Raw genomic sequence first — 21,048 nt, 5'->3', positions numbered from 1 at the left:
AGTTCTCGGTTAAAATCTCAAAACTAATGCGAATTATCCTCTTTTGAGGTTTTCGATGCCTTGAGTGACTTTGGCAGACTCAATGCGATCGCCCTGCTGAATCTTATCGACCCCTTCCATGCCTTGGGTCACAGTGCCAAACACCGCATAATCGCCATCTAGAAATGGCTGGTCAGCCAATACAAAATAGAACTGCGAGGAAGCAGAATCGGGAAACGCCGATCGAGCCATCGCCACTGCGCCGCGAATGTGCTTCAGCTTCGGGTTTTTAGACTCTAAAGTTTTGCTATAAACGATCGGCTCACTTGCTTTGTCAGGCTTAATTTCTAAAGGAATGTTGCGAGGCTGATTCGTAGTCGGGTCAATAAAACCACCCGTTCCCAGTTGCTCTAGCGGAAAGTTAGGATTTTTCCCCTGCGGGTCGCCACCCTGCACTACAAACGGCTGTGGCTCTCGCACAACTCGGTGAAACACCAGACCGTCATAGACTTTTTTATCGACTAAATCAACAAAATTACCGGAAGTGATCGGGGCATCGGTGCCGTTGACTTCGATCGTGATCGGCGAACCTTTCACCGTCATCACAACGGTTGCTTTGCCTTCTAAACGAGGCAGATTGTTAGCTTGAGGAGAACTCGGAACCACCGCAGGCACCGAAGCAGTCGCAGACGGGGATGCAGACGGGGAATCTGTGGGAGCAGAAGTTGCTTGAGGATTACACCCGACGATCGCGAAGATGGCGACAGCCAATGTCGATAAAAGCCAGTTTCGGATTTTTGTCTGCATTTTTAGTTACCCATTTCAACAAAGCCATCTAACATCTTATCGCTCAGATGCCCGAATTCAAGTGGCAAAAAAGATGGGACGCAATCTTAAGTTTCGCTAATCGAACTTCAAGAATGCGTCCCATCGGTTAATTCGGCTAAAACTCGTTCAGACCATTACAACCCCTCTAAAGGCACACTTAAAAATCTGGCAAGTTCTGCTGCCTGATTTTCTAGCTCAGACAACCCCAAAGGCTGACCCACCCGTGTGAGCGGAATATCTCGCATTCCTTTGACTCGCAGATAGAGCGATCGTCGGGGGTTCACGCCTTCTCTGAGAATTGCTTTGACCGCCTGAACATCGCTCAACTGACAGTTCAACTCAATTTTGCGATTCTTGCCGGGAAACCCCCAGCGAAAAATTGCCATCTGACCCGTCTGCTTGTTGAACTCGTTATATCCGCCACCCAAATCCCACGCGACACTCAGCCAAAGATAAGCAGCGAGCAGCAACCCTGCCACGCCATAAAGCCCCATCGCCAACCCCTGAGGGAAAAATATCAGCTTAGTGGGGTCGGCAAACGGCAATAAATTGACTTTGGTGTAACTAGAAATCGATGCCAGCAAAAAACCCGTCGCCCCGATCGAGACCACGCTTGCCCACCAATAGTTGCTAAACCGTCTCGATCCTAAAATCTGCTGGCGCAGAACAAGATCATTTGTAGAGGCTGTCTGTGCAGTCATGAGATCACTAGACCCTAAAAGAGATTACAAATTGATTGGGAGCGCAAACCGCAATCCACAACCCTCGTGACTTAAATTAAAACCCAAATTTGCGTACGGGCATGGCACTGCCGTGCCCATTGACGTTGCAAGTAACCGACACGGTTTAATCCACGATCCTGATCTAGTATATTACAGCGACAGGACAGTTCAGAAACCCTGAGAGCTAAGGCGATCGATTCATGCCTAGAGATTCTCAAGCAACCGACTGGTAGGCAACAGCGCTCGCGAAATATCTTTAAAGGGATGGTCGGCTCGAATCAGCTTTTCAGCATCGGCACTGCAAACAGGCTTAGAGAACAGATAACCCTGAGCATATTCACACTTCAAGGCTTTGAGTTGTGCCAGTTGCTTAGTGGTTTCGACCCCTTCAGCGACGACATCCATTCCCAAGTTCCAGGACAGGGTGATGATGGTTTTTACCAGCTCTAACTTCTCGCCATCGACATCGACTCGGCTGATAAAAGAACGATCGATCTTCAGCAGATCCATCGGAAAGCGATATAAGTAGCCCAGCGAAGAATAGCCCGTGCCAAAATCATCGGCTGATAGCTGAATGCCCATCGCTTTAAGCTGCAACATCATATCCATGGCGCTTTCAGGGTTTTCCATGATGGCGCTTTCGGTGATTTCTAGCTTCAAATGATGAGCCTCTAGCTCAGTGTCGTCTAAAATTTGGCGAATTTGCTTAATCAGGCTCGGCTGGGAAAATTGACGACTCGATAAATTGACACTAATGCTCAACGGCGGCTGATCAGGAAAAGCGGTGTGCCAAGCCTTCATTTGACGACAGGCTTCTCGCAAAACCCACTGCCCAAGCGGAATAATTAGCCCCGTCTCTTCTGCCATTGGCACAAATTTTACTGGAGACACGATCCCCTGTTCGGGATGCTGCCAGCGCACCAGTGCCTCAAAGCCCATCATTTTCCCCGTTGCCAGCGCCACGATCGGCTGATAGTAGAGCAAAAATTCTTGATGCTCCACCGCTCGCCGCAGGTCATTTTCGAGTTGCAGCAAGTTGACTACTCGCGTGTGCATCTCTGTATCAAAGACTTCATGACAGGCTCTGCCCGATGCCTTGGCGCGATACATCGCGATGTCTGCTCCACGCAGCAGGTCTTCGGGTAGCTCATAATCAGTCGTGCTCAACGTGATGCCGATGCTGGCAGACGTAAACACCTCGTGCCCGTTGAGGTTAAACGGAGTCGATAAAGTTTGATGCACCCGCTCGGCAATTTTCTTCGCGTCCTCTAAGTTTTGAATGCGCTCTAGCAAAATGGTAAACTCGTCGCCGCCTAACCGCGAGACAGTATCTTCGCGACTCACACAGGCTTCTAGCCGTCGCGCGATCGCGATCAAAAGCTGATCGCCAATCAAGTGCCCCAGACTATCGTTGATCACCTTGAAGCGATCGAGGTCTAAAAACAGCACCGCAAACTGATGATCTGCACTTTGCCGAGAGCGAGTCACAGTCTGTGCCAACCGTTCCATAAATAAAAGGCGATTGGGCAAGCCAGTCAGCGAGTCGTGAAAGGCGTTGAGACGAAGCTGTTCTTCTACTTGCTTGCGCTCGGTGACTTCGCGCATCACCGAAACAAAGTGGGTGACTTGCCCTTGCTCATCGCGAATCGGCACAGTGTTGAGGTCAACCCAAAACCCCGTGTTGTCTTTGTGATAGAGAATCAATTCGGCTTTGACGGCTTCAAAGTTGAGCAGACTGGTGCGAATCCGATCGAGTTCGCTGGCTGAGGTGTGAGTGCCTAACAGCAACTGAGCAGATTTGCCGATCACTTCAGCCGAGGTGTGACCCGTGGCTCGCAGAAAAGCATCATTGACATACACGATTCGCAAGCTCAAGGGGTCTTCCGTCGGTTCTGCCTGCGAAATCATCACAATCTCATTGGCATTCACCACGACCGATTCTAAAAGTCGCAGATATTCTTCGAGCCACTTGCGTTCAGTAATATCTTTGACGGTGATCAGGCTGCCAGCAGGTTCTCCCTGGTTTGTGCAGAGCAGCGTTGCGTTGACTTCTGCCCAAAATTTTCTGCCGTCTTTGCGTTTGAGTTGCCCTTCCTTCCAGCCATAAAAGTTTTGGCGGTCTTGATCAGATTGCCCCGTGTGAAACTGAAGCCAGCCTTCGATCGCCGAGAAAAACTGATCAGCAGGTTTGCCGACCATTTCTGCCACTGAGCAGCCGACCAGCCTTGCCATGCGAGAGTTGACGTGCAGAACGCAATCTTCTCGATCGGTGATCACAATGCCATCATTGAGGTTTTCGATGACGGTGTGGAGCAGCCAGTCTGACTCTTGGAGGGGCTGTAGGATCGTCGTCACAGGTTGGGCGATCGAGGGGTCAGTTGCCATAGGGAACTCCTGGGCACTCTCTGCTTCTAGACGCGACCAAGTTGAGATCTGGGATTCTAAAATCTGGTTTACGCAAGGCTTTTAACGGGGTGATCAGTCAGGAAACAAACACGAGCGATCGCTATCAGAGCCTTTGTTTAACGTGAATTCGATGAAGCTTTTCACTACGGTTGCTAATCCGGGCTGCCCCCTAAATCCCCCAAAATTGGGGGACTTTGAACCTCAATTCTGGGCTTGAAGTCCCCCAGAATTGGGGGATTTAGGGGGCAGAAGCGCTGAAGAACGCAGCGAAAGAACTCATCGAACTGACGTTTGCTTAGAGAACTAGTTGATTCAGTTTGCCCAATTTTTTGAGAAACTTGGATGTGAGGCAAAGATTTTTTGAGTTTGCAGAGGTTTTTGCCAGAAAGAATAGTACAGATCACAAGGCTCTCAAAAACTGGGTGATCAAGTCTGCCATCTCAGACGAGTGATTTTGCGGCAGCGCGTGATCGGCGTTAGCAAGGATGGCAAGTTGAGCGTTTGCGATCGCGTTTGCGTAAGTTTGGCTATGCCAGAGGGGAATCGTTTCATCTCGATCGCCAGTCATGACCAACGTCGGCACTCGCAATCGATGAATGTCAGCTTCTACGGTGTCGATCGCGTCTTCAGGACGAATGCGATCGACTAAAAACGATCGCGCCGCAGGCTGGGCGTTTAGTTCGCGCCGTGCCCAGTAGATGGTTTCTAACGCCTTGCTTTGTCCCGCTAATCGAACTAGAGGTTTAGCGATCGCGAGGGCCCAATCAACGATCGGGGTTTGCCACAGCAATGGACGCAAGTGATCATACCGACCCGCAAAACTATCATCTCGAATGCCTGCTGGGGCCGCGAGGAACAGACCTTTAACGGCATCGGGATACTGCAACGCATAGGCAGAGGCAACCCAGCCCCCAAACGAGTGCCCCACGATGTAACAGGGATCGAGGTGTAATGCTTCGACGACCTGCCGCACAAACGCAACTTCTTTGGCGACATCGTAGCGGATATCGGGTTTTGCAGACTCCCCAAACCCCAACAGATCCAAGCTAATGCAGCGAAATTGAGTCTTCAGCCGCTCCATCAACGGGAGCCAGTTAGTGCTGCTGCCCAAAAAGCCGTGCAGCATCAGGAGCGGAGTTCCCTGTCCGGTTTCTAGATATGCGGCAGATTGAGGCGTGCGATCGAGCGAGTCAAACTCTAAGTGGATTTGCAGCAGGTGCTTTTGGGTCACAGACGGTTCCAGGGGTTTATTGCCAAACTTCATCCAATTTTAACTCTCAGCCTTGGCGGATTGAAGATCAGCGCGATAGCCTGGGAAGTAGCAGTTCCTGATGCGTGACTTCTCTGAAAGAGCATTTGATTATGAAGATTCGACATTATGCCGCGATCGTCCTCAGTCTATCTGTGCCTTTGGTGAGTTGGCTGGCTCCTGCTGCCAAAGCGGATGGGATAGGAGGACTGACTGCATCTCAGCTACAGCGATTTTCTCGTGATTTGGTTCCGTCGAGTTCGCAAGATTTTTTTAGGCAAGGGCGAGAGCAGTTAGAGCGAGAGATTCAGAGGCTCGATCGTCCGGTTCGCAATTCAAACGAGCTGCTGAGAGTTGAGCCACAGACTCAGAGTCAGGGCGATCGCGCTCAAAACGTCTGTCAGCAATCAAGCACTCCTAAAATCGGCAAAACTCGCCGCTTGTAGCGAATGGTTTGTGAATGCGTCTTTCGTAGAGTCACTTTATAACTAATAAATTTTGATGAATTTTGCCCTAAATCTTACCTAAGTACTAGTGTCCTGTAGTACTTTATACACAGGCTAAAGTTTCGTATTTGATGAAGTGCCCGTAGAATGCCCCCTCAAGTTTGAAAAAACCCGTTGCACCCACTCATCAGGTCGCAAATACTTACAATTATCAGGAGACTGTGAATATGTCTGTAGAAAGTGCAACTCGATTTTTAACGGTAGCGGCTCAAGATCACATCATCCGTGAAAAGTTTAGCGCTGCCAACTCACCCGAAGAATTTCTCAAAATTTCTAACCAATTGGGCTACTGCTTTACGATCGCAGAACTCAAACAACTGATTCGAGAATCTAGCCAAGATGTGGGGGTGAGACGCTCGACTGGGGTTTGGAAGTGGCTACGGAACGTTAACTGGCTAGAGAGAGCCAATGAGACTTCTCGCGACGAGGGGGAGCAAGAGGTCGCGGAAGCCTAAACTTCAGAATCTTGGCTCGGTGATTTTCATACGTTTGCTCTAATCAGTTGGGAATGGTTAGCGATCGTAAGACGCAATCAGATTAAGCTGTTAGAAGCAACGCTCAAGAACCGTAACCGCCAATCCTCGCAGCGTCACCACCTTGAATTGGCAACCCGAGATGAGGGATATTTGCCTGTTGGTAGACATCCAGGTTAGACGAATCATCCATGACAGACACGATCGCACCAATGCCCACTGCTTGTAGGTTAATGAGTTCCTCTGGCAGAGGCTTACAAACGCCTGCAAGCTTGGTAGGAATCACCCACCACACGTTCTTCTCGATCGGTTCAATGGCTCGTTGCTCCATAGTTGAACTTCTATAGCAGGGATGAAGAGAAAAATCGTCTCTGAAACCAAAACGAGACGTTGACCAAACCGATGAGTGCCGGGACTTCGACTAATGGATCCACCACAGCCGCAAACAACGCCCACTGCCATTGCCAAAAAGATCCATAGCGTCAGGTAGCGATCGAGAAAAGACAATTGTTTGAGAGCGGGTTTCTTCATCACTCTCCGCCTCCCGCGTTCCAAGCAATGTCTTTACTCGGTTGAGGATCAGGGAGCTTGCGGGTAATGACAGCCGCCGCTAAAACCAACACTGTTGACACCCACAAGCAGCCGACTAGACCATAGAACTGATACACCAATCCAGATAGCACCGTTCCTGCTAACCGCCCCCCAGAATTTGCCATGTAGTAGAAACCAACATTCAACGCTACTTTGTCGTCGTCGGTAAATGCTAGAACTAAGTAAGAATGAACGGCAGAGTTAAACGCAAAGACAACGCCAAAGATCATCAGTCCAACCACGATCGCGACATTTGCAGGGACATTGAGTTGAAGCGCGGTCGCGATCGCAGCCGGAACCACAACGAGCAAAGATGTCCAAAACTGAACCGTTTTCGATCGAGGAGGCTGACCCGACCCAAACCGCCGAATCAGTGTTGGCGCTAGGGATTGAACAATGCCGTAACCAATCACCCAACAAGCGAGAAATCCACCCACTTGAGAAAATGACCACCCTAAGACACTGCTCAAGAAAACGGGCAATCCAACCACAAACCAAACATCTCTAGAGCCGAATAAAAAGAATCGCGCTGCGGAGAGAATGTTAATCTCACGACTCTTAGAAAAAAGTTGATTGAATTTAACCTTCGCCTTGATTTTGCCCATCCCCTTTGGCAAAAACAAGCCTGTAAACAACAACAGGAACAAGCCTCCTGCCATAATCCATAGGGAACTAACAAAGCCAAATAATCCAAGTAGGGCGCTGCCTACAAAGAAACCTACCCCTTTGAGCGCATTCTTAGAACCTGTCAGAATCGCGACCCATTTGAACAAAGCAGAATGAGCATCTTGCGGCACGACCAATCGAATTGCACTCTTGGTACTCATTTTGGTTAAGTCTTTGGCAATTCCTGAAAACGCCTGAGCAACCATCACATACAAGACAGCCAACCACTGCGCCCAAGCGGGATTGAGGAAGGACAGCAAAACTAGAGAAAAGATTTGTAGTCCAATCCCTGTGTATAGCGTGACCTTCAACCCTAATTGAGAACCAATCCAGCCGCCTAAGAAGTTCGTGACGACTCCAAAGACTTCGTAGAACAGAAACAGCGAGGCAATCTGAATCGGGGTATAGCCAATGTTGTTAAAGTAGAGCAACACGATCAACCGCAGAGCACCATCAGTAATCGTGAAGCCCCAGTAGGTCAGTGTTACCAGAATGTAATTCTTAAAATTGGCACGAGAAGCAGTAGAAGCTGTCATGAGAAATGAGGGAGTAGGTGTGCTGAATCTTCAGTAAAAACCGCTCTAACTCGAACCTATTTCAGACCGATCGCAACTTTTCTCGCAAGTTCTACCATGCGATTTGAGTATCCCCATTCGTTGTCGTACCAAGCGAGAATCTTCACTTGAGTTCCATCTACGACCATTGTTGAAAGTGCATCAATGATTGATGAGCGCGGGTCATCTTTGTAATCGATCGACACTAACGGGCGTTCTTCATAGCCTAAGATGCCGTTTAGCGTTCCTTCAGCCGCCGTTTTTAGAAGTTGATTGACTTCCTCAACTGTGGTCGATCGTGCTACTTCAAACACACAATCTGTAAGCGAGGCGTTGAGCAATGGAACTCTGACTGCTAACCCGTTGAGCTTGCCATTTAGTTCTGGATAGATGAGTCCGATCGCGGTTGCCGATCCGGTAGAGGTGGGAATCAGCGACAAGCTCGTAGCTCGTGCCCGACGCAAATCTTTGTGGGGGGCATCGACGATCGTTTGAGTATTGGTGTTGTCGTGAATCGTGGTAATCACACCATGCTTGATGCCCAACCCTTCATGAATCACTTTGACCACGGGCGCAAGACAGTTTGTGGTGCAAGAAGCAGCAGTCAAAAGATTGTGTTGGTCTGGCTCGTAGAGATCATCATTAATCCCCATCACAATGTTGAGCGCCCCTTGTTTAACCGGAGCCGCGACAATGACCTTCTTAACTCCGCGTTTGAAATAAGGATCAAGGGTTTCTGGGGTCCGAAACTTTCCAGAACATTCCAACACTATATCTACGCCGTAATCTTCCCAAGGCACTTCTCCCGGCTTCGCAAATTCACTAAAGCTAATCGGTTTGCCATCAATCAGAATGCGGTTTTCGCCAGCTTCGACTTCGGGTGCCCAACGTCCATGTACCGAGTCAAATTTGAGCAAGTGTGCCGCCGTTGCTGCCCCGCCTTTGACTTCGTTGATATGCACAAATTCGATCTCTGACCCGCCCCAAGCTGCTCGTAAATCTAAGCGTCCGATTCTACCAAATCCATTAATTCCAACTCGCACAATCATAGATTTCACCTGGGTGAATCGCTTCTATATTTCAATTTAATTTAGTATATTTCTTTAGTTTACTTATTTCAAGACTTGATTTCAGGATCTTTGAGAAAAATTAAACTTAAAAAAATTGATTGAGTTTAAACTGAGTGGACTTTGATGGACCGTTCACGATCGCGGTTTGAGAATAGAGCGATCGTGAACGCCATTCAGTCTGCCGATTAAAAAACCGCTTGTTTGCGAAGCAGTTCACCGATCGTCAAATCTGGCTGCGGAACGCCTTCAAACACTGTTCCAACTTTGCCCCGATAGAAGTGAAGTTCGCTGAGGCGATAACCTTCATCCGGCAGGGGAATGTAGTTCACTCCTTCCGAAACCCGCTTCGCATTCCGAACCTAGTAGAGGACAAATTCCTGAAGTTCGGGTTTCTGCTGTGCTGCCGCAGCGTTGATGTATATCGTTTCAAATAAAATTGATTGTTTCAAGTATGCTGCAACACATATGAGGTGACGAATTGTAAAAAACTTGATGGGTCAACCATCATCTCGACAAGCACGAGCCGGGAGAATCGGGCTGAAGCGGCGAAATTCTGCTAGATACTGCTCCAATAAGACAAACTGAGCCAAATTTAGGCTGTAGTAGATCCAGCGTCCTTCTTGGCGAGCTTTTACTAACTGAGCCTCCTTTAGAACCTTGAGGTGAAAGGACAGTTTCGATTGTGTTACTTCCATGGCTCCACAGAGGTCACACACACAAAGCTCCTGCTCTCGGAGTAAATCGAGGACTTGAACCCGCAAAGGTTCCGAGAGCGCATGAAAGCCCGTAACGATTAAAGTTGATGGGATTGAGGTTGTCTTTTGCATCAAATTTTATTGTATTGAGTTTCATCGGAGGGGTGCGACCTCCATCCGATACATTGGAAAAAACCGATTACCTTTTGCTCCATAAGGGTTTTGAGTGCCTGTAAAATTGATCAATGAATAATCAAAAAGACTACTGTGAAATCGTTCAAAAACCTTATCAGCAGGAGGCTTGAGTCACTTTAGTATCAGGTAGAGGTCGCACCCCATCGGAGCAACATCCTATTTTAGGCGATCGGACGGCAGTTCACGGTTGTTTCATCTCAATCACAACGCGATCGACTTGCTGAATTAGCTAATTGCTATCTTATTAATTCTTAATCAATTGAAATCTACTGTTAAGCTCACTTCGGTTTCTAGCGTGGCTCCGGGAGCGAGGTCAAACAGCCGATCGCCCGTATTTAACGCATTCCGAAGAGCGCTCCAAGGTTCTAAACAATAAAAATCTTTGCCTTTTAGCGTCCAAAAAACCAGGGCTGAAAACTCAGGGCTGTAGCTGAGGGTGATGCGGGTGTGACGGCTGAGATCAGAGCCGATCGCAACCTGACGATTTAACTGCGGAAATGCCCAATCGATTTCAGGTCGCTCGAAGTCAAACGTGTTAAAAAATGGTTGCCTGATCTGAGACTTTTGATCTAACGCTTCGGTCGCTGGAATCTCGAATCGCAATTGATGCTTATCTAGCACCAAAAAGTAGGGATGAAACCCGATCGAGAACGGCATCACCTCGCTAGAACAATTGGTATAACGCTGCTGAAGTGATAGCGTTTGTCCTTGCAGCGTGTAGGTAAACTCAAGCTGAAAATCAAACGGATAGACAGCACGAGTCTGATCATTGCTCGACAACCCCAATTTTAGGCTGGCTTGATCTTGCGTCACCCGATCGAGCACTTCCCAGGGCAGATCTCGCGCAAACCCGTGTTGTTTGAGCGTGTAAGACTGCCCGTTGTGCGTGTAGGTGTTGTCTGGCAAATTGCCGCAAATTGGAAACAGAATCGGAATGCCACCGCGCACTGATAAGCTCGGATCTGCAAATCGGGCCGTGTCCATATAGAGCAATTCTCGCCCCTGCACCTGCCAGCTCGTGATAATGCCACCTCGATCGGGCACCACTTCTAACCGTGACTGTGCAGTCTGGTCACTCAGAATATAGGTGTCATATTGCTGACGACGAAACGCGATCGCAAACACAGGCATCATCCCAGATGAATCAATAGGCTATAGAGTAACAGGTCACCAGAGCATAAATGAGTATTGTGCTCTACTGTCGGGGTGTCAGCATTGCCGCAGCAACCTCCGTAGAGGCAGGAGTTTGGGCATATCGCTTCTTCAACGGCTCTAAGCTATTGGCAGGGCTAGGCGCGATCGCTGGATCTGACTCGATCGAGGGTGAAGCCGCATCTCCTTGCTGATCAGGCGGCATCGAAGGAGTGGGTGATGCTTCGGTGGGGCTAGGGCTAGGAGCCGAGATAGGCGCTGCCTCGCTAGTCGGGCTGGAGCTAGGAACCGGGATGGGCGAGGTTTCGCTAGTCGGGCTGGGGCTAGGAGTCGAGATAAACGAGTCGTTTTTCCAGGGTGCGGGGGCAGGTTGATCAGAAGAAGGACTCGGCTGCGTGATTGGCGTGCCTGCATCAGGCGACATGGGGGCAGATGGCGGACTAGAAGCATCAGGCGCTTGCGGAGTCGGCGAATCGACGGGGCTAGGAGCGGGGCTAATAGGTTCGGGTGAGGTAGAAGTCGGCGCGGCAGGAGTCGCGATCGCAGGGGCACTTGGAGCGATCACCGTCGTATTTGTCTTTGCATCTAACACCACAGGCGACTTCAGGGGTTCGTGAAAGATGTCTGAGACGTTTTCGATCTGGTGCAAAATCTCGGTGCCGCGATCGCCACTCACAACTCTGGGCTGAAATCTTGTTACCTCGACTGGCACAAACTCTACTTTCATCTGTTTATCTTTAAGTCCCACTTTGAGAACGGCGGTATCGTAGTCGCTCACCGACTTGCCACCAAAGATGAAATTACCCAGCGAGTAAACGATCGGTCGTCCTTTATAAATTTCTGCCCCCTGTAAAACGTGAGGATGATGCCCAACGACTAGATCGGCACCCTGATCGATCGTAAATCGCGCCAGATCCAATTGATAATCACTCGGATATTTGGCTAACTCTTCGCCCCAGTGGTAGTTGACGACGACCCAATCGACCTGACTGCGGATTGCTTGGATATCGGCAGCGACCCGATCGTTTTGGCGAGAATTCGTCCCAGCAACGCCTGCGCCTGCCGCCTGAAATTCTCCGTCATAGTAGCCGAGGTATGCAATTCGTTGCCCTTTTACGTCGAGAATTTCTGGGCGGCGAGCGTCTTCAATCGTTCGTCCTGCCCCGATGTGATGAATCCCGGCTTGATCCAACGTTTTGATCGTGTCTTCCAACCCAGCCGCCTGATAATCCATCGCATGATTATTCGCCAAAGTTACGAGGTCAATGCCGCCATTCTTCAACACCTGCACATTTTCAGGATCGACTTTGAAGTTAAACTGCTTGTCGGGTAAGGGCGTAGTGGTGGTGGTAAACGGCGCTTCTAAATTCACCATTGCCACATCGACCTGTCGCACTTCATCCATGGCTGAGAAAGCCCACTGACGATCGCTGCCCACTAAATCAGTGTAGGCATCGGTGAGGGTGACATCTCCGCCAAACATCAGCGTCACGGTCGGGTCGTTGGCATTCTGCACGGGCGGTTTCTCAACTGAAACGTTGCCCAAAGCAGTCAGAACGGTATCGGGGCGAATCGGTGAAATTGCCGCCGGAGAAGCAGAGGCAGTCGTTTGCTCAGTTGGGGCATCGCTGTAGCCCAGCCAGCATCCCAGAATAAACGCGGCGGCGGTGGTGCCTGTGAGCAGGAGCGATCGCAGCGCCCGAAATTGCACTTTTTGACGAGCAGCTTCTTGCACTTGTGACTGAATCTGGCTAGCTCTGCGAACGGAAGGCACTTGTTTAATCGGAAGCCCAAGTTTGGCGCGTCTTGCTGGAGACAACACTCGCACGGATTGCCGCCAAATCACTTGAGGTTTGCCGACAAATCGCCCCGTCACCTGCACGCCTTCAATCACGTCTGAATTGAGTTTCCAGAGGTGATGACAAATCAAGCGCACTAGGCGGCTGCGAAACTGGGGTGATTTTGGATCGCGATCGGGCGACGGATGAAACTCGACAAGCACCTGCAAACACCCAGACTGCGGGGCTGCCTCGACTTTTGCATAGAGATTATGAGGCAAAAGAAACACATTTAGCCAATAGGCAATGGCTCGAAAATTGCCCGATCGTGCCAGTTCTAACACAGAGGGGTGATACGACTCGCCCGCGTGACTCATACTCCAAAACTCCCACACACAGTTCGCAACAACAACGATACAACCCCGGATGAATGTGTTTGCCAGACCTGACTGATTTCGATGATGCAAATCACAGAATATTAAACTCTATATTGCTGGGTTTGCACTAAAATTCTTTTTCGACGGGGCGAATTGGTGGAGGACACGGCGTGCCATGTCCCTACGCGAACGTTTGATGGGGGCGATCGTTTTCCAATCGGTGTAACTGACACGGCTTTGACGTTTCCCGTTCACAAATCGGTAAAAGTGCTGGCTTAGAATCACAGACGTTGTTAGCTGACGAATCTGTATGCAGTTTGCCAAGCGATCGCTGCTAATTTTTCTGAGCCTCTATGTCCTCTACCTCGCAAAAACGGCTGTAGGCATTAACTTGTCAAAGCGCTACACGGCTCCGGGGTTTGTCAAGTTTCCGGTGAAAGCATTCCTCTATCACTGAATCATGGCTCCCAGAAAAGCCTCTGCAAATCGATAGAAGCAGGTACGATAGGGCATATACTCCCTGAAGTTTGCGGTTTTTTAGGTTAGGCATGACCCTCGACCCCAATTCGCCTCCCTCTGCGCCTGACTCACCCCATGCCAATAATGGAACGGGGAGCAATGAGGCCGATCGTTCTCCGATTTCTCAACCGCCCTCTAAAGCTGAGATTTCGCGAGAAAAAAATGCCTCTGCGTTTCCAGGAGTGGGCATTCCGCCGAGTGACACGTCTCGATTGGCAGCAATTCGCCCTGCGATTTCTCTGATGGTGCTAGTGGCGATCGTCATCGTGATCATCGGGCTATTCATCAATAGTTTTTGGCTCGTGTTAGCAGGCTCGATCGTGGCGTTGCTCTTGTCGTTCCGCGTTCTGTTCCCTATTCTGCAACCGATTTTGGCAGAACTCGGTGCCGGACGAGAACAATCCGTTTTGATCGCTTCCGCAGGGCTAGTGCTGGCAGTGATTGGCTTGCTCAAAATTGCCGGATTCGGAACGATCCTCATTGTCTTGTACAAACAATTAGACTGGAACGCGATCGGCGCACTTGGTGAAGTATTTGGCGCGTTGGGGCAAATTTTGATCGCAATTTTGGCGGTTTACATTGCTTGGCGGCAATATATTATTTCTAAAGATCTGACGATTCAGCAAAACACGATTACTCAGCAGCAAACGATCGACACCTACTTTCAAGGCATTTCGGATCTCGTTTTAGATGAACAAGGCTTGTTAGAGGACTGGCCTCAAGAACGCGCGATCGCCGAAGGTCGCACTGCCGCGATTCTCAGCAGTGTGGATGGATCGGGCAAAGCCAAGATCTTGAGGTTTCTGTCTCGTGCCAAACTGCTAACGCCTTTGAAGCGCGATCGTCACCTTGGACGTGCCATTCTCGATGGCTCTGGCGGCTATGCAGAAGACCGTAGCCACGGCACACGCGTCATTGATGTCGGGGTGATGTTAGCGGCTGCTAACTTGGCAGACACCGACCTGCGCTGGACAGATTTGAGCGAGGCAAATTTGATTCGGGCAAACCTCGATCGCTGTGATCTGGTCAAGTCTAATCTCGCCAGAACGATTCTATTTAGTGCCAGTCTGAGAAGCGCAGATTTTAACGGAGTGCGTCTCTTTTACGGCAGTGCAGAAGCCGCTTCACCTCGCAGCCGCACTGAGCCACCTAACTATAAAACGGGTGCCCACACGGGAGCCGTGGTCGAAAATGCCGATTTCACCGATGCTGAAGATCTGTCTCCAGAGCAGCGTTACTATTGCTGTGCGTGGGGCGGCTCCAAGACGAGAGCCACGATTCCGGGCGGGTGTGACGGCATTCCTAATAAACTGGGACGGTGAAACGGCTGACGTTGCTGAATGCAAGTATGAATTGTTGAGTCATTGCAATTCTGGAAGCCCCCTAAATCCCCCAAAATTGGGGGACTTTAAGCGGATCTAGTTCTCCCAGAATTAGGGCTAGGGGGCGTATTTGACCATTGATTCTGAAACGCTAAACGATTTCTTCAAACCGTCACAACCTGTCCGATCGCGGCCGATCGTCGGGCTGCATCTGCCACTCTCAGCGTATATAAACTGGCTTCTGGCTTGACATAGAGGGGCGTTCCATCAATTAAACAGTCCAGCACCGCAGTGGTGTCTTTGGCAAAAATGCCGCGACGACTTGCGACTTCGATCGGGCGATCGCCTTCAGCGTTGATCAACACGCCGCCTTCTCCGTCAAAGATCAAGCCACCGCTTTTGCCCTGCACTTCAAACTTGCGCTCTGGTTGCCAAACCGCTTCACCCTTGCCATAAACGACTTCGGCAATCAGCCCACTCTTAAATCGAAGCTGGGCGGCACAGAGACAGGCGGCATAATGCTTAGAGTTAGGAATCGTCTGCCATTCGCGATTTTGACAACTGACGGTTGCCACTTCGCCAAAGGCATGAGTCAAACGGTGCAGACGCGATAACGCCCCGATTAAAGGAAACCCAAATAAGTCTGGCTGATAAGTCCACTTTTGCGGCGCAGGGTTTTGAGGAGTCATCGTGACATACCGCGCATAAAAGGGCGTTCCAATCTGGGGTAACGCCTGTATTAACGCTTGATGGACTCCGCCCAACAACTCAATGTGTTCGACGTGCAGTAACAAATTGTGGGATCTTGCCAGCGCGATCGCGTCCTCTGCTTCCCCAACTGTTAACGCTAAAGGATACTCCACTACCACATGTTTTTTGGCTGAGAGGGCAGCCTGCACGATCGTTCCATGATCTCGATTGATGCCCGACACGATCACTAAATCAATCTGCTCATTGCTAATCAGATCAGCCCAGCCGCTAAACGATCGCGTCTGGTAAATGTGTGCAAACTCCTGAGTCGTTTCTGGCGTATGCCCTGCCACACCAACTAGCTTGGCTCTAGGATCTGCATTCACCGTCTCAGCTCGCATTTTGGCTACATACCCCGTGCCTACTAACCCAACTCGAATGGGGAGCGCCGAAAAAGAAGAAGTCATGATGCTTGTAGAAGTAAGAGCTATTGATCAATCTACCTTAAATGGGACTTACGCAAACCTCAGTTAAACAATCACGCTCTTTCTCTGAATATATGGAGCGATGTGCTATCTGTGCCACCTCCGTCAATTTTCTCGTCCTGTGTTAGCGTTATTAACGAGATTTATTTTCGGTTTTGAATTCGTTGAATAGACGTTTCTCCGAATGTAGCTCTTCACACTCTTTGATTTTGGAGAAGCTCTATGTCAATTTATGTTGGCAATCTATCCTACGATGCGACTGAAGATAATTTAACCCAAGCATTTGCCGAATACGGAAGCGTTAAGCGGGTGCAATTGCCTACCGATCGTGAAACGGGTCGGATGCGCGGTTTTGCCTTTGTTGAAATGGGCACCGACGCAGAAGAAACGGCGGCGATCGAAGCCCTCGACGGTGCAGCCTGGATGGGTCGTGACCTGAAGGTCAACAAAGCCAGACCTCGCGAAGAGAGAGGGTCTTCGGGCGGCAACTGGTCAAACGACAATCGGTCTTCTCGCCGCTATTAAGCGCTGACGATCGCCATCTAATCACTCGAAGGGGTAGGCAAAGCGTCTACTCCTTTTTATTTGGGTGTGATCATCGCTTCAATAGACGGATGCGATCTCAAATACAAATAGGACTTACGCAAACCTCCGAGGTTTTGGTCAAAGAGTCTTCCCAGACAGTTTTGGATCAACCGCGAAAGTTTGTTCTATCCTGAGAAGACAGTCTGGAAGTGTATCTGATATGACGGTTCAGTTGCGCCGATCGCTAGTGCTTGGGGGAGTTGGTCTCACACTTTTTGTTTGGTTGTTTGAAAATTTATCTCACAGTCTTGGCGAGTGGGCACCTGCGATCGTCATTGGCAGTGGAATTGCCTGGTTATTTTTGCGGTTTCAGTCCAGTGACAGCGTTAAATCCAACGCAGCACCTGTTAATTTAACGGCAGTGAAGACAGCCCTGGCAGATGCCGAAGGGGTAATCAATCAACTGGCAGTTGAGGTGAATGATCAAACGATCAACGGCAGCGCCCAGCAATTATCGGAGCTGCGATCGCAGATCAATCAAATCACCCGTGAGCTACAGCGAGATCAGATTCGCCTCGTAGTGATGGGTGGCAAATCGGTCGGCAAAACGTCGCTGACGCAGCTTCTGCAATCAACTTGGGCATCAGAATTATCGCAAAAGCTGAGTTTAAGCGACACCCCAGAATTGTTTGCCGCCACCGAAGACGGAATCGTTGCAGAACGAGACGCTTGGAAACTGGCGCGGGCAGCAGATCTGATCCTGTTTTTGACCAATGGCGACCTGACCGCATCCCAGCTTCAAGTGATACAGAAATTAGCAGCCGCGCACAAACGCATCGTGCTGCTGTTAAACAAACAAGATCACTATTTGCCAGACGAACAGCAACAATTGCTGAATCAAATTCGCCAACGGGCAGAAAAAATTCTCACATCACAGGATGTAATAGCGATCGCGACCGATCCCAAACCCCGAAAAGTACGGCAACATCAGGCTGATGGCTCGATCAAAGAATGGTTGGAAACCCCCGCGCCGCAGATTTCGGCATTGACCGATCGCTTGAGCCAGATTCTGCTGCACGAAGGCGACCAACTTGTTTTAGCTAGCTCATTTGGCGCAGTCAACGAGATTAAAACTGAGGCGAAAAAGGCATTGAATACGGTGCGGCGCGATCGGGCACTTCCCCTGATTGATCAAGCGCAGTGGATTGTGGCAACCACCGCATTTGCAAACCCGTTTCCCGCGCTGGATCTGTTGGCAGCGGCGGCAATTAATGCCCAAATGGTCATGGATCTGAGTCAGCTCTATCAGCAAAAATTCTCTCTGACCCAAGCAAAAACGGTTGCGACTACGATGGCAAGTTTGATGGTGAAACTGGGAGTTGTGGAAATTTCGACCCAAGCGATCGCGACCGTTCTTAAAACCAATGTCGTGACTTATGTGGCGGGTGGGTTACTTCAAGGAGTCAGCGCTGCCTATCTGACTCGACTAGCTGGGTTGACGCTGATTGAGTATTTTGAGGGTGACATCCCAGACGGGACGGTGAAGCGAGATCTGCTTCAACAAATCATGGAGAAAATCTTCCAACAAAATCAACGGATTCCATTCTTGCAGGCGTTTGTTAAGCAAGCGGTCGATAAGCTCAAATCGACGGCGTTGGCTCCCAAAATGGAACCGTGGACAACCGAACCTATGGCAGAGCTTCCGGCTCCTCAAGAACAGCTTTTGCAGATGGGGGCAAAACTTGAAGATGAACCGTTCCAAAGCCCAATTTTGCTAGAAATGCCAGAAGAAATTATTGCTTCTTAATCGTTTGCGAATCGTGTGAGAAATGAAATTAAGAATCGGCACGACATTGCAGCAGTGTCTCGACTCGAATTCTCCTTTTAAGCGAGAAGGCATCTTGCGATCGTCGCTCTTTAGACGAGAAAATCTGCTTCCTCGTTAGCCAGCAGTTGTTTGATGCTGTGGCAGAGGCTATTTGCAGCGGTTCGATCAGAACGTCAGCCCTTCGAGTTATCTGTGATGACGCAGCCGGAATGCTTCTAGGATATGTCCTCAAGTAGCTAAAAGTTTCTTAATAGGGTGCGTGGCGGGTCGCACTCATTTTTGCCAACGTCTTTCCAAGTAGCCTATTCATAATGCATTATTGCTTCCTCTCTAACTCACCGTCGCGGATTAGTGATATTAACGGGCAGTTTTTCGCTGGCGTGCTATAACCAACTCAGTAATCTAACCAAGCAGCTTGCATCTTTATTCTACTGATAGAAAATAGTTTATGATTCCCTCGCTCTTAAATTTAAGGTTGCAGCACTTGGAAGAAAATATTGCGAAGGTTTTGCAACTGTTGAATGAGTACGAAACAGAGTTAATTGATGAGGACGATTCTGGGAAAAAAAGTAAATATCGCCGTCGTGTTGAAAGTTTGAAGCAACAGAAAGTCGCGTATGAAGAGGAATTTGTAGAGTTGCAAGTTCAATTGACGAACAAACATCCGCTTCAAACTCAGACTCTTTCTGACCAGTTGCAGGAAATCGACAACAAAATTGAGTTACTTTTAGACAGCCAGGTTGCTCTCAGTCAAGCGTTATTGTTGCATTTTAATCCTGGGGAACAAGCATTGCTTTTTCCTTTCACACAACAGTTAGATGAACCTGAGTTGATAAAGATGCAAGCCTTTCTAGAGGCCATAGATACTGACCAAGCTTCTGAAGAGGAGATTCAATTAATGTTAACTGAGACTCGGCAGCTATTGAAAGCATTAAAAGAGCGCGACCTTACTTTGCCAGCAGGTAACGAAGCTGTTGTTGAAATAATTAATGCTCCAACACTCGATGCGAAACACGCACTAAAGATATCAATTCCAATTATTCCGTTTATCCTTGCTTACGAAGGAGAGCTAGGATTAGGAACCGGAATTAATCTTAAAGAGACTTGGCAACACTGGAAATCAAAATTTATAAAAGATTAGGTAGATTATTTTATGTCTTGGCGTGAAGAGCATAGATCTAACCTTGAACTGAAAATGGGAAAAGTTGTAAGATTGCTTGGTGAGTGCGAGCAACAATTAATTGATGAAACCGATCCCCCGACTAAAAGCAGACTAAAATCTCAGATTTCCGAACTCAAAGGACAAATGCGTGACTGTCAAGGTGATTTAGATTCCTTTGGGCAGGAACAGGTAACGCAAAGAAATTTAGCCTTGACGATGGCAAGCGTCACTTATGAGGATATAAATTTTGTAATTACAGCTCTTTTAAATCAGAGGATGATTTCTATAGACGGTCAAGATAATTTTCAGCCTACTAATCCTGAAGAAAAAATGTACAAGAATGACTTGACCCATAACATTAAATTCTTCTTAGATATGGGTCTAGCAAAGGCCGGAGAGGTACGTCATTTTGTTGAGAATAATGCGAAGATTAATTTTCCTGATGTACCAGAAAGACTAAAAGCTTCTCTAAATACTGAATATATCAAGCTAATAAGGTCAGGTATGCGAGGAGATGAATTGTTTATGCACCTGTATAAATTTTCAAGCCATAATAATCCAGACCCCTTACGGCAAGCGGCAGGACTGGCAGTTTTGTGCTACTTTTTTGAAACTTGTGACGTGTTTGAGCCATGATTTTACCTACGAAGCATATCTCAACCCGTAATTCGTTGTTAGGTGTTGGTGCTACAATTATAGAACACCTGAACTATCCACGTACCGTGACTTCTCTCTGGGGCGATCTATCTAAAGTTTCAGAGGTTGCTACGTTTGAACGCTTTGTCTTGGTTCTTGACCTTCTGTATATGATTGGAGCAATTGAGCTAGAAGAAGGGTTGCTCCGTAAGCGTCACCAATGATTAATGCTGTTTTTGCCAATAAAGTTTCATTCAAGGCTGTCGAATTTACATCCGGCTTCAATGTAATTCTGGCGGATCGCACAGAAACATCCACTGCTAGAGATTCACGTAATGGGCTTGGGAAATCAACTCTAATTGAAATCATTCACTTTTGCTTAGGAGCACGTACACGAAAAGGGACAGGACTTACAGCATCAGCTCTGAGAGAATGGTCTTTTAGTTTGAACTTGACTTTAGCAGATCGAGAAGTCATTGCTACTCGGAGAGTTGACGAGCCTTCAAGAGTGGTAATTCAGGGAAATATACTCTAATCGGCTAAGAGCTGGACTTTTTTGAAGGATTGAAACTTCCAACTCATCAGGCTTTTTAGCTTGTCGTGTTTGTCAATAGGAGCCGTCTCTATCACCGTTGAAATT

The 21,048-nt window shown here is 48.7% G+C and carries 21 protein-coding genes; 9 read left to right on the top strand and 12 right to left on the bottom strand.

Translation table 11 applies throughout. The annotated features are described in order from the left end of the window. Positions 1–33: 33 nt before the first annotated feature. From BRW63_RS19010 to BRW63_RS18990, 4 genes are all read right to left on the bottom strand, one after another. Positions 34–786, bottom strand: coding sequence for a peptidylprolyl isomerase (locus BRW63_RS19010; protein ID WP_073073911.1), 753 nt, complete (start codon positions 784–786; stop codon positions 34–36). 155 nt (positions 787–941) lie between these two features. Further along, complete coding sequence (locus tag BRW63_RS19005) at positions 942–1,508, bottom strand: photosystem I assembly protein Ycf4 (RefSeq protein WP_073073909.1); 567 nt, start codon at positions 1,506–1,508, stop codon at positions 942–944. A 225-nt stretch (positions 1,509–1,733) separates the two neighbouring features. After that, positions 1,734–3,914 (bottom strand): sensor domain-containing protein, encoded by a 2,181-nt coding sequence (locus tag BRW63_RS19000; RefSeq protein ID WP_073073908.1) that lies wholly within the window; start codon positions 3,912–3,914, stop codon positions 1,734–1,736. A gap of 421 nt (positions 3,915–4,335) precedes the next feature. After that, a complete protein-coding gene (locus tag BRW63_RS18990; RefSeq protein WP_073073991.1) occupies positions 4,336–5,166 on the bottom strand; it encodes an alpha/beta fold hydrolase in 831 nt (276 codons plus the stop codon). 131 nt (positions 5,167–5,297) lie between these two features. On the opposite strand from BRW63_RS18990, the gene BRW63_RS18985 reads away from it, so the two are divergent. Continuing rightward, positions 5,298–5,630, top strand: coding sequence for a hypothetical protein (locus tag BRW63_RS18985; protein ID WP_073073906.1), 333 nt, complete (start codon positions 5,298–5,300; stop codon positions 5,628–5,630). A gap of 227 nt (positions 5,631–5,857) precedes the next feature. Further along, positions 5,858–6,145, top strand: coding sequence for a Nif11-like leader peptide family natural product precursor (locus BRW63_RS18980; protein WP_073073905.1), 288 nt, complete (start codon positions 5,858–5,860; stop codon positions 6,143–6,145). Between the two features lie 103 nt (positions 6,146–6,248). Here the strand turns inward: BRW63_RS18980 and BRW63_RS18975 are convergent, their stop codons facing one another. From BRW63_RS18975 to BRW63_RS18945, 7 genes are all read right to left on the bottom strand, one after another. Continuing rightward, the gene (locus BRW63_RS18975; RefSeq protein ID WP_219898690.1) at positions 6,249–6,494 is read right to left on the bottom strand and encodes a protein-tyrosine phosphatase family protein; all 246 of its coding nucleotides are present in this window, start codon (positions 6,492–6,494) and stop codon (positions 6,249–6,251) included. 199 nt (positions 6,495–6,693) lie between these two features. Next, on the bottom strand, positions 6,694–7,956 hold the full coding sequence (arsJ, locus tag BRW63_RS18970; protein ID WP_073073904.1) for an organoarsenical effux MFS transporter ArsJ: 1,263 nt from the start codon (positions 7,954–7,956) through the stop codon (positions 6,694–6,696). 56 nt (positions 7,957–8,012) lie between these two features. After that, the gene (locus BRW63_RS18965) at positions 8,013–9,023 is read right to left on the bottom strand and encodes an ArsJ-associated glyceraldehyde-3-phosphate dehydrogenase (RefSeq protein WP_073073903.1); all 1,011 of its coding nucleotides are present in this window, start codon (positions 9,021–9,023) and stop codon (positions 8,013–8,015) included. A 206-nt stretch (positions 9,024–9,229) separates the two neighbouring features. After that, positions 9,230–9,373: a hypothetical protein gene (locus BRW63_RS28390; protein ID WP_181314468.1), complete on the bottom strand. Its 144-nt coding sequence runs from the start codon at positions 9,371–9,373 to the stop codon at positions 9,230–9,232. A gap of 168 nt (positions 9,374–9,541) precedes the next feature. Next, positions 9,542–9,871, bottom strand: a complete 330-nt coding sequence (locus BRW63_RS18955; protein WP_073073902.1) for an ArsR/SmtB family transcription factor — start codon at positions 9,869–9,871, stop codon at positions 9,542–9,544. A 318-nt stretch (positions 9,872–10,189) separates the two neighbouring features. Further along, entirely contained in the window at positions 10,190–11,068 is an 879-nt protein-coding gene (locus tag BRW63_RS18950) for an aldose epimerase family protein (RefSeq protein WP_083583078.1), read from the bottom strand. 61 nt (positions 11,069–11,129) lie between these two features. Continuing rightward, positions 11,130–13,241, bottom strand: a complete 2,112-nt coding sequence (locus BRW63_RS18945; protein ID WP_073073901.1) for a CapA family protein — start codon at positions 13,239–13,241, stop codon at positions 11,130–11,132. A gap of 310 nt (positions 13,242–13,551) precedes the next feature. On the opposite strand from BRW63_RS18945, the gene BRW63_RS28385 reads away from it, so the two are divergent. Together BRW63_RS28385 and BRW63_RS18940 are read left to right on the top strand one after the other, a co-directional pair. Continuing rightward, positions 13,552–13,698, top strand: coding sequence for a hypothetical protein (locus BRW63_RS28385; RefSeq protein ID WP_181314469.1), 147 nt, complete (start codon positions 13,552–13,554; stop codon positions 13,696–13,698). 91 nt (positions 13,699–13,789) lie between these two features. Continuing rightward, positions 13,790–15,082: a pentapeptide repeat-containing protein gene (locus BRW63_RS18940; protein ID WP_073073900.1), complete on the top strand. Its 1,293-nt coding sequence runs from the start codon at positions 13,790–13,792 to the stop codon at positions 15,080–15,082. A 164-nt stretch (positions 15,083–15,246) separates the two neighbouring features. Here BRW63_RS18940 and BRW63_RS18935 read toward each other — a convergent pair whose 3' ends face one another. After that, positions 15,247–16,239, bottom strand: a complete 993-nt coding sequence (locus tag BRW63_RS18935) for a Gfo/Idh/MocA family protein (protein WP_073073898.1) — start codon at positions 16,237–16,239, stop codon at positions 15,247–15,249. A 240-nt stretch (positions 16,240–16,479) separates the two neighbouring features. On the opposite strand from BRW63_RS18935, the gene BRW63_RS18930 reads away from it, so the two are divergent. The 5 genes from BRW63_RS18930 (at position 16,480) to BRW63_RS18910 (ending at position 20,632) form a co-directional block, all read left to right on the top strand. Beyond that, complete coding sequence (locus tag BRW63_RS18930) at positions 16,480–16,782, top strand: RNA recognition motif domain-containing protein (protein ID WP_073073896.1); 303 nt, start codon at positions 16,480–16,482, stop codon at positions 16,780–16,782. A 220-nt stretch (positions 16,783–17,002) separates the two neighbouring features. Continuing rightward, on the top strand, positions 17,003–18,589 hold the full coding sequence (locus BRW63_RS18925; protein ID WP_073073895.1) for a slr1306 family protein: 1,587 nt from the start codon (positions 17,003–17,005) through the stop codon (positions 18,587–18,589). 469 nt (positions 18,590–19,058) lie between these two features. Beyond that, the gene (locus tag BRW63_RS28380; protein ID WP_073073893.1) at positions 19,059–19,751 is read left to right on the top strand and encodes a hypothetical protein; all 693 of its coding nucleotides are present in this window, start codon (positions 19,059–19,061) and stop codon (positions 19,749–19,751) included. A 12-nt stretch (positions 19,752–19,763) separates the two neighbouring features. Further along, positions 19,764–20,408: an ABC-three component system protein gene (locus tag BRW63_RS18915; RefSeq protein ID WP_073073891.1), complete on the top strand. Its 645-nt coding sequence runs from the start codon at positions 19,764–19,766 to the stop codon at positions 20,406–20,408. After that, the gene (locus BRW63_RS18910; protein WP_073073890.1) at positions 20,405–20,632 is read left to right on the top strand and encodes an ABC-three component system middle component 6; all 228 of its coding nucleotides are present in this window, start codon (positions 20,405–20,407) and stop codon (positions 20,630–20,632) included. The genes BRW63_RS18915 and BRW63_RS18910 overlap by 4 nt, the downstream gene beginning before the upstream one ends. Positions 20,633–21,048: the final 416 nt, after the last annotated feature.

This window comes from Phormidesmis priestleyi ULC007, from assembly GCF_001895925.1.
Classification (GTDB): domain Bacteria; phylum Cyanobacteriota; class Cyanobacteriia; order Leptolyngbyales; family Leptolyngbyaceae; genus Phormidesmis_A; species Phormidesmis_A priestleyi_A.
This window is presented reverse-complemented; position numbering and strand designations above follow the sequence as displayed.

Coding starts and splice junctions, on each gene's coding strand:
- BRW63_RS19010 (WP_073073911.1), bottom strand. CDS start 786: ATGCAGACAAAAATCCGAAACTGGCTTTTATCGACATTGGCTGTCGCC.
- BRW63_RS19005 (WP_073073909.1), bottom strand. CDS start 1,508: ATGACTGCACAGACAGCCTCTACAAATGATCTTGTTCTGCGCCAGCAG.
- BRW63_RS19000 (WP_073073908.1), bottom strand. CDS start 3,914: ATGGCAACTGACCCCTCGATCGCCCAACCTGTGACGACGATCCTACAG.
- BRW63_RS18985 (WP_073073906.1), top strand. CDS start 5,298: ATGAAGATTCGACATTATGCCGCGATCGTCCTCAGTCTATCTGTGCCT.
- BRW63_RS18980 (WP_073073905.1), top strand. CDS start 5,858: ATGTCTGTAGAAAGTGCAACTCGATTTTTAACGGTAGCGGCTCAAGAT.
- BRW63_RS18975 (WP_219898690.1), bottom strand. CDS start 6,494: ATGGAGCAACGAGCCATTGAACCGATCGAGAAGAACGTGTGGTGGGTG.
- arsJ (WP_073073904.1), bottom strand. CDS start 7,956: ATGACAGCTTCTACTGCTTCTCGTGCCAATTTTAAGAATTACATTCTG.
- BRW63_RS18965 (WP_073073903.1), bottom strand. CDS start 9,023: ATGATTGTGCGAGTTGGAATTAATGGATTTGGTAGAATCGGACGCTTA.
- BRW63_RS18955 (WP_073073902.1), bottom strand. CDS start 9,871: ATGCAAAAGACAACCTCAATCCCATCAACTTTAATCGTTACGGGCTTT.
- BRW63_RS18950 (WP_083583078.1), bottom strand. CDS start 11,068: ATGATGCCTGTGTTTGCGATCGCGTTTCGTCGTCAGCAATATGACACC.
- BRW63_RS18945 (WP_073073901.1), bottom strand. CDS start 13,241: ATGAGTCACGCGGGCGAGTCGTATCACCCCTCTGTGTTAGAACTGGCA.
- BRW63_RS28385 (WP_181314469.1), top strand. CDS start 13,552: ATGCAGTTTGCCAAGCGATCGCTGCTAATTTTTCTGAGCCTCTATGTC.
- BRW63_RS18940 (WP_073073900.1), top strand. CDS start 13,790: ATGACCCTCGACCCCAATTCGCCTCCCTCTGCGCCTGACTCACCCCAT.
- BRW63_RS18935 (WP_073073898.1), bottom strand. CDS start 16,239: ATGACTTCTTCTTTTTCGGCGCTCCCCATTCGAGTTGGGTTAGTAGGC.
- BRW63_RS18930 (WP_073073896.1), top strand. CDS start 16,480: ATGTCAATTTATGTTGGCAATCTATCCTACGATGCGACTGAAGATAAT.
- BRW63_RS18925 (WP_073073895.1), top strand. CDS start 17,003: ATGACGGTTCAGTTGCGCCGATCGCTAGTGCTTGGGGGAGTTGGTCTC.
- BRW63_RS28380 (WP_073073893.1), top strand. CDS start 19,059: ATGATTCCCTCGCTCTTAAATTTAAGGTTGCAGCACTTGGAAGAAAAT.
- BRW63_RS18915 (WP_073073891.1), top strand. CDS start 19,764: ATGTCTTGGCGTGAAGAGCATAGATCTAACCTTGAACTGAAAATGGGA.
- BRW63_RS18910 (WP_073073890.1), top strand. CDS start 20,405: ATGATTTTACCTACGAAGCATATCTCAACCCGTAATTCGTTGTTAGGT.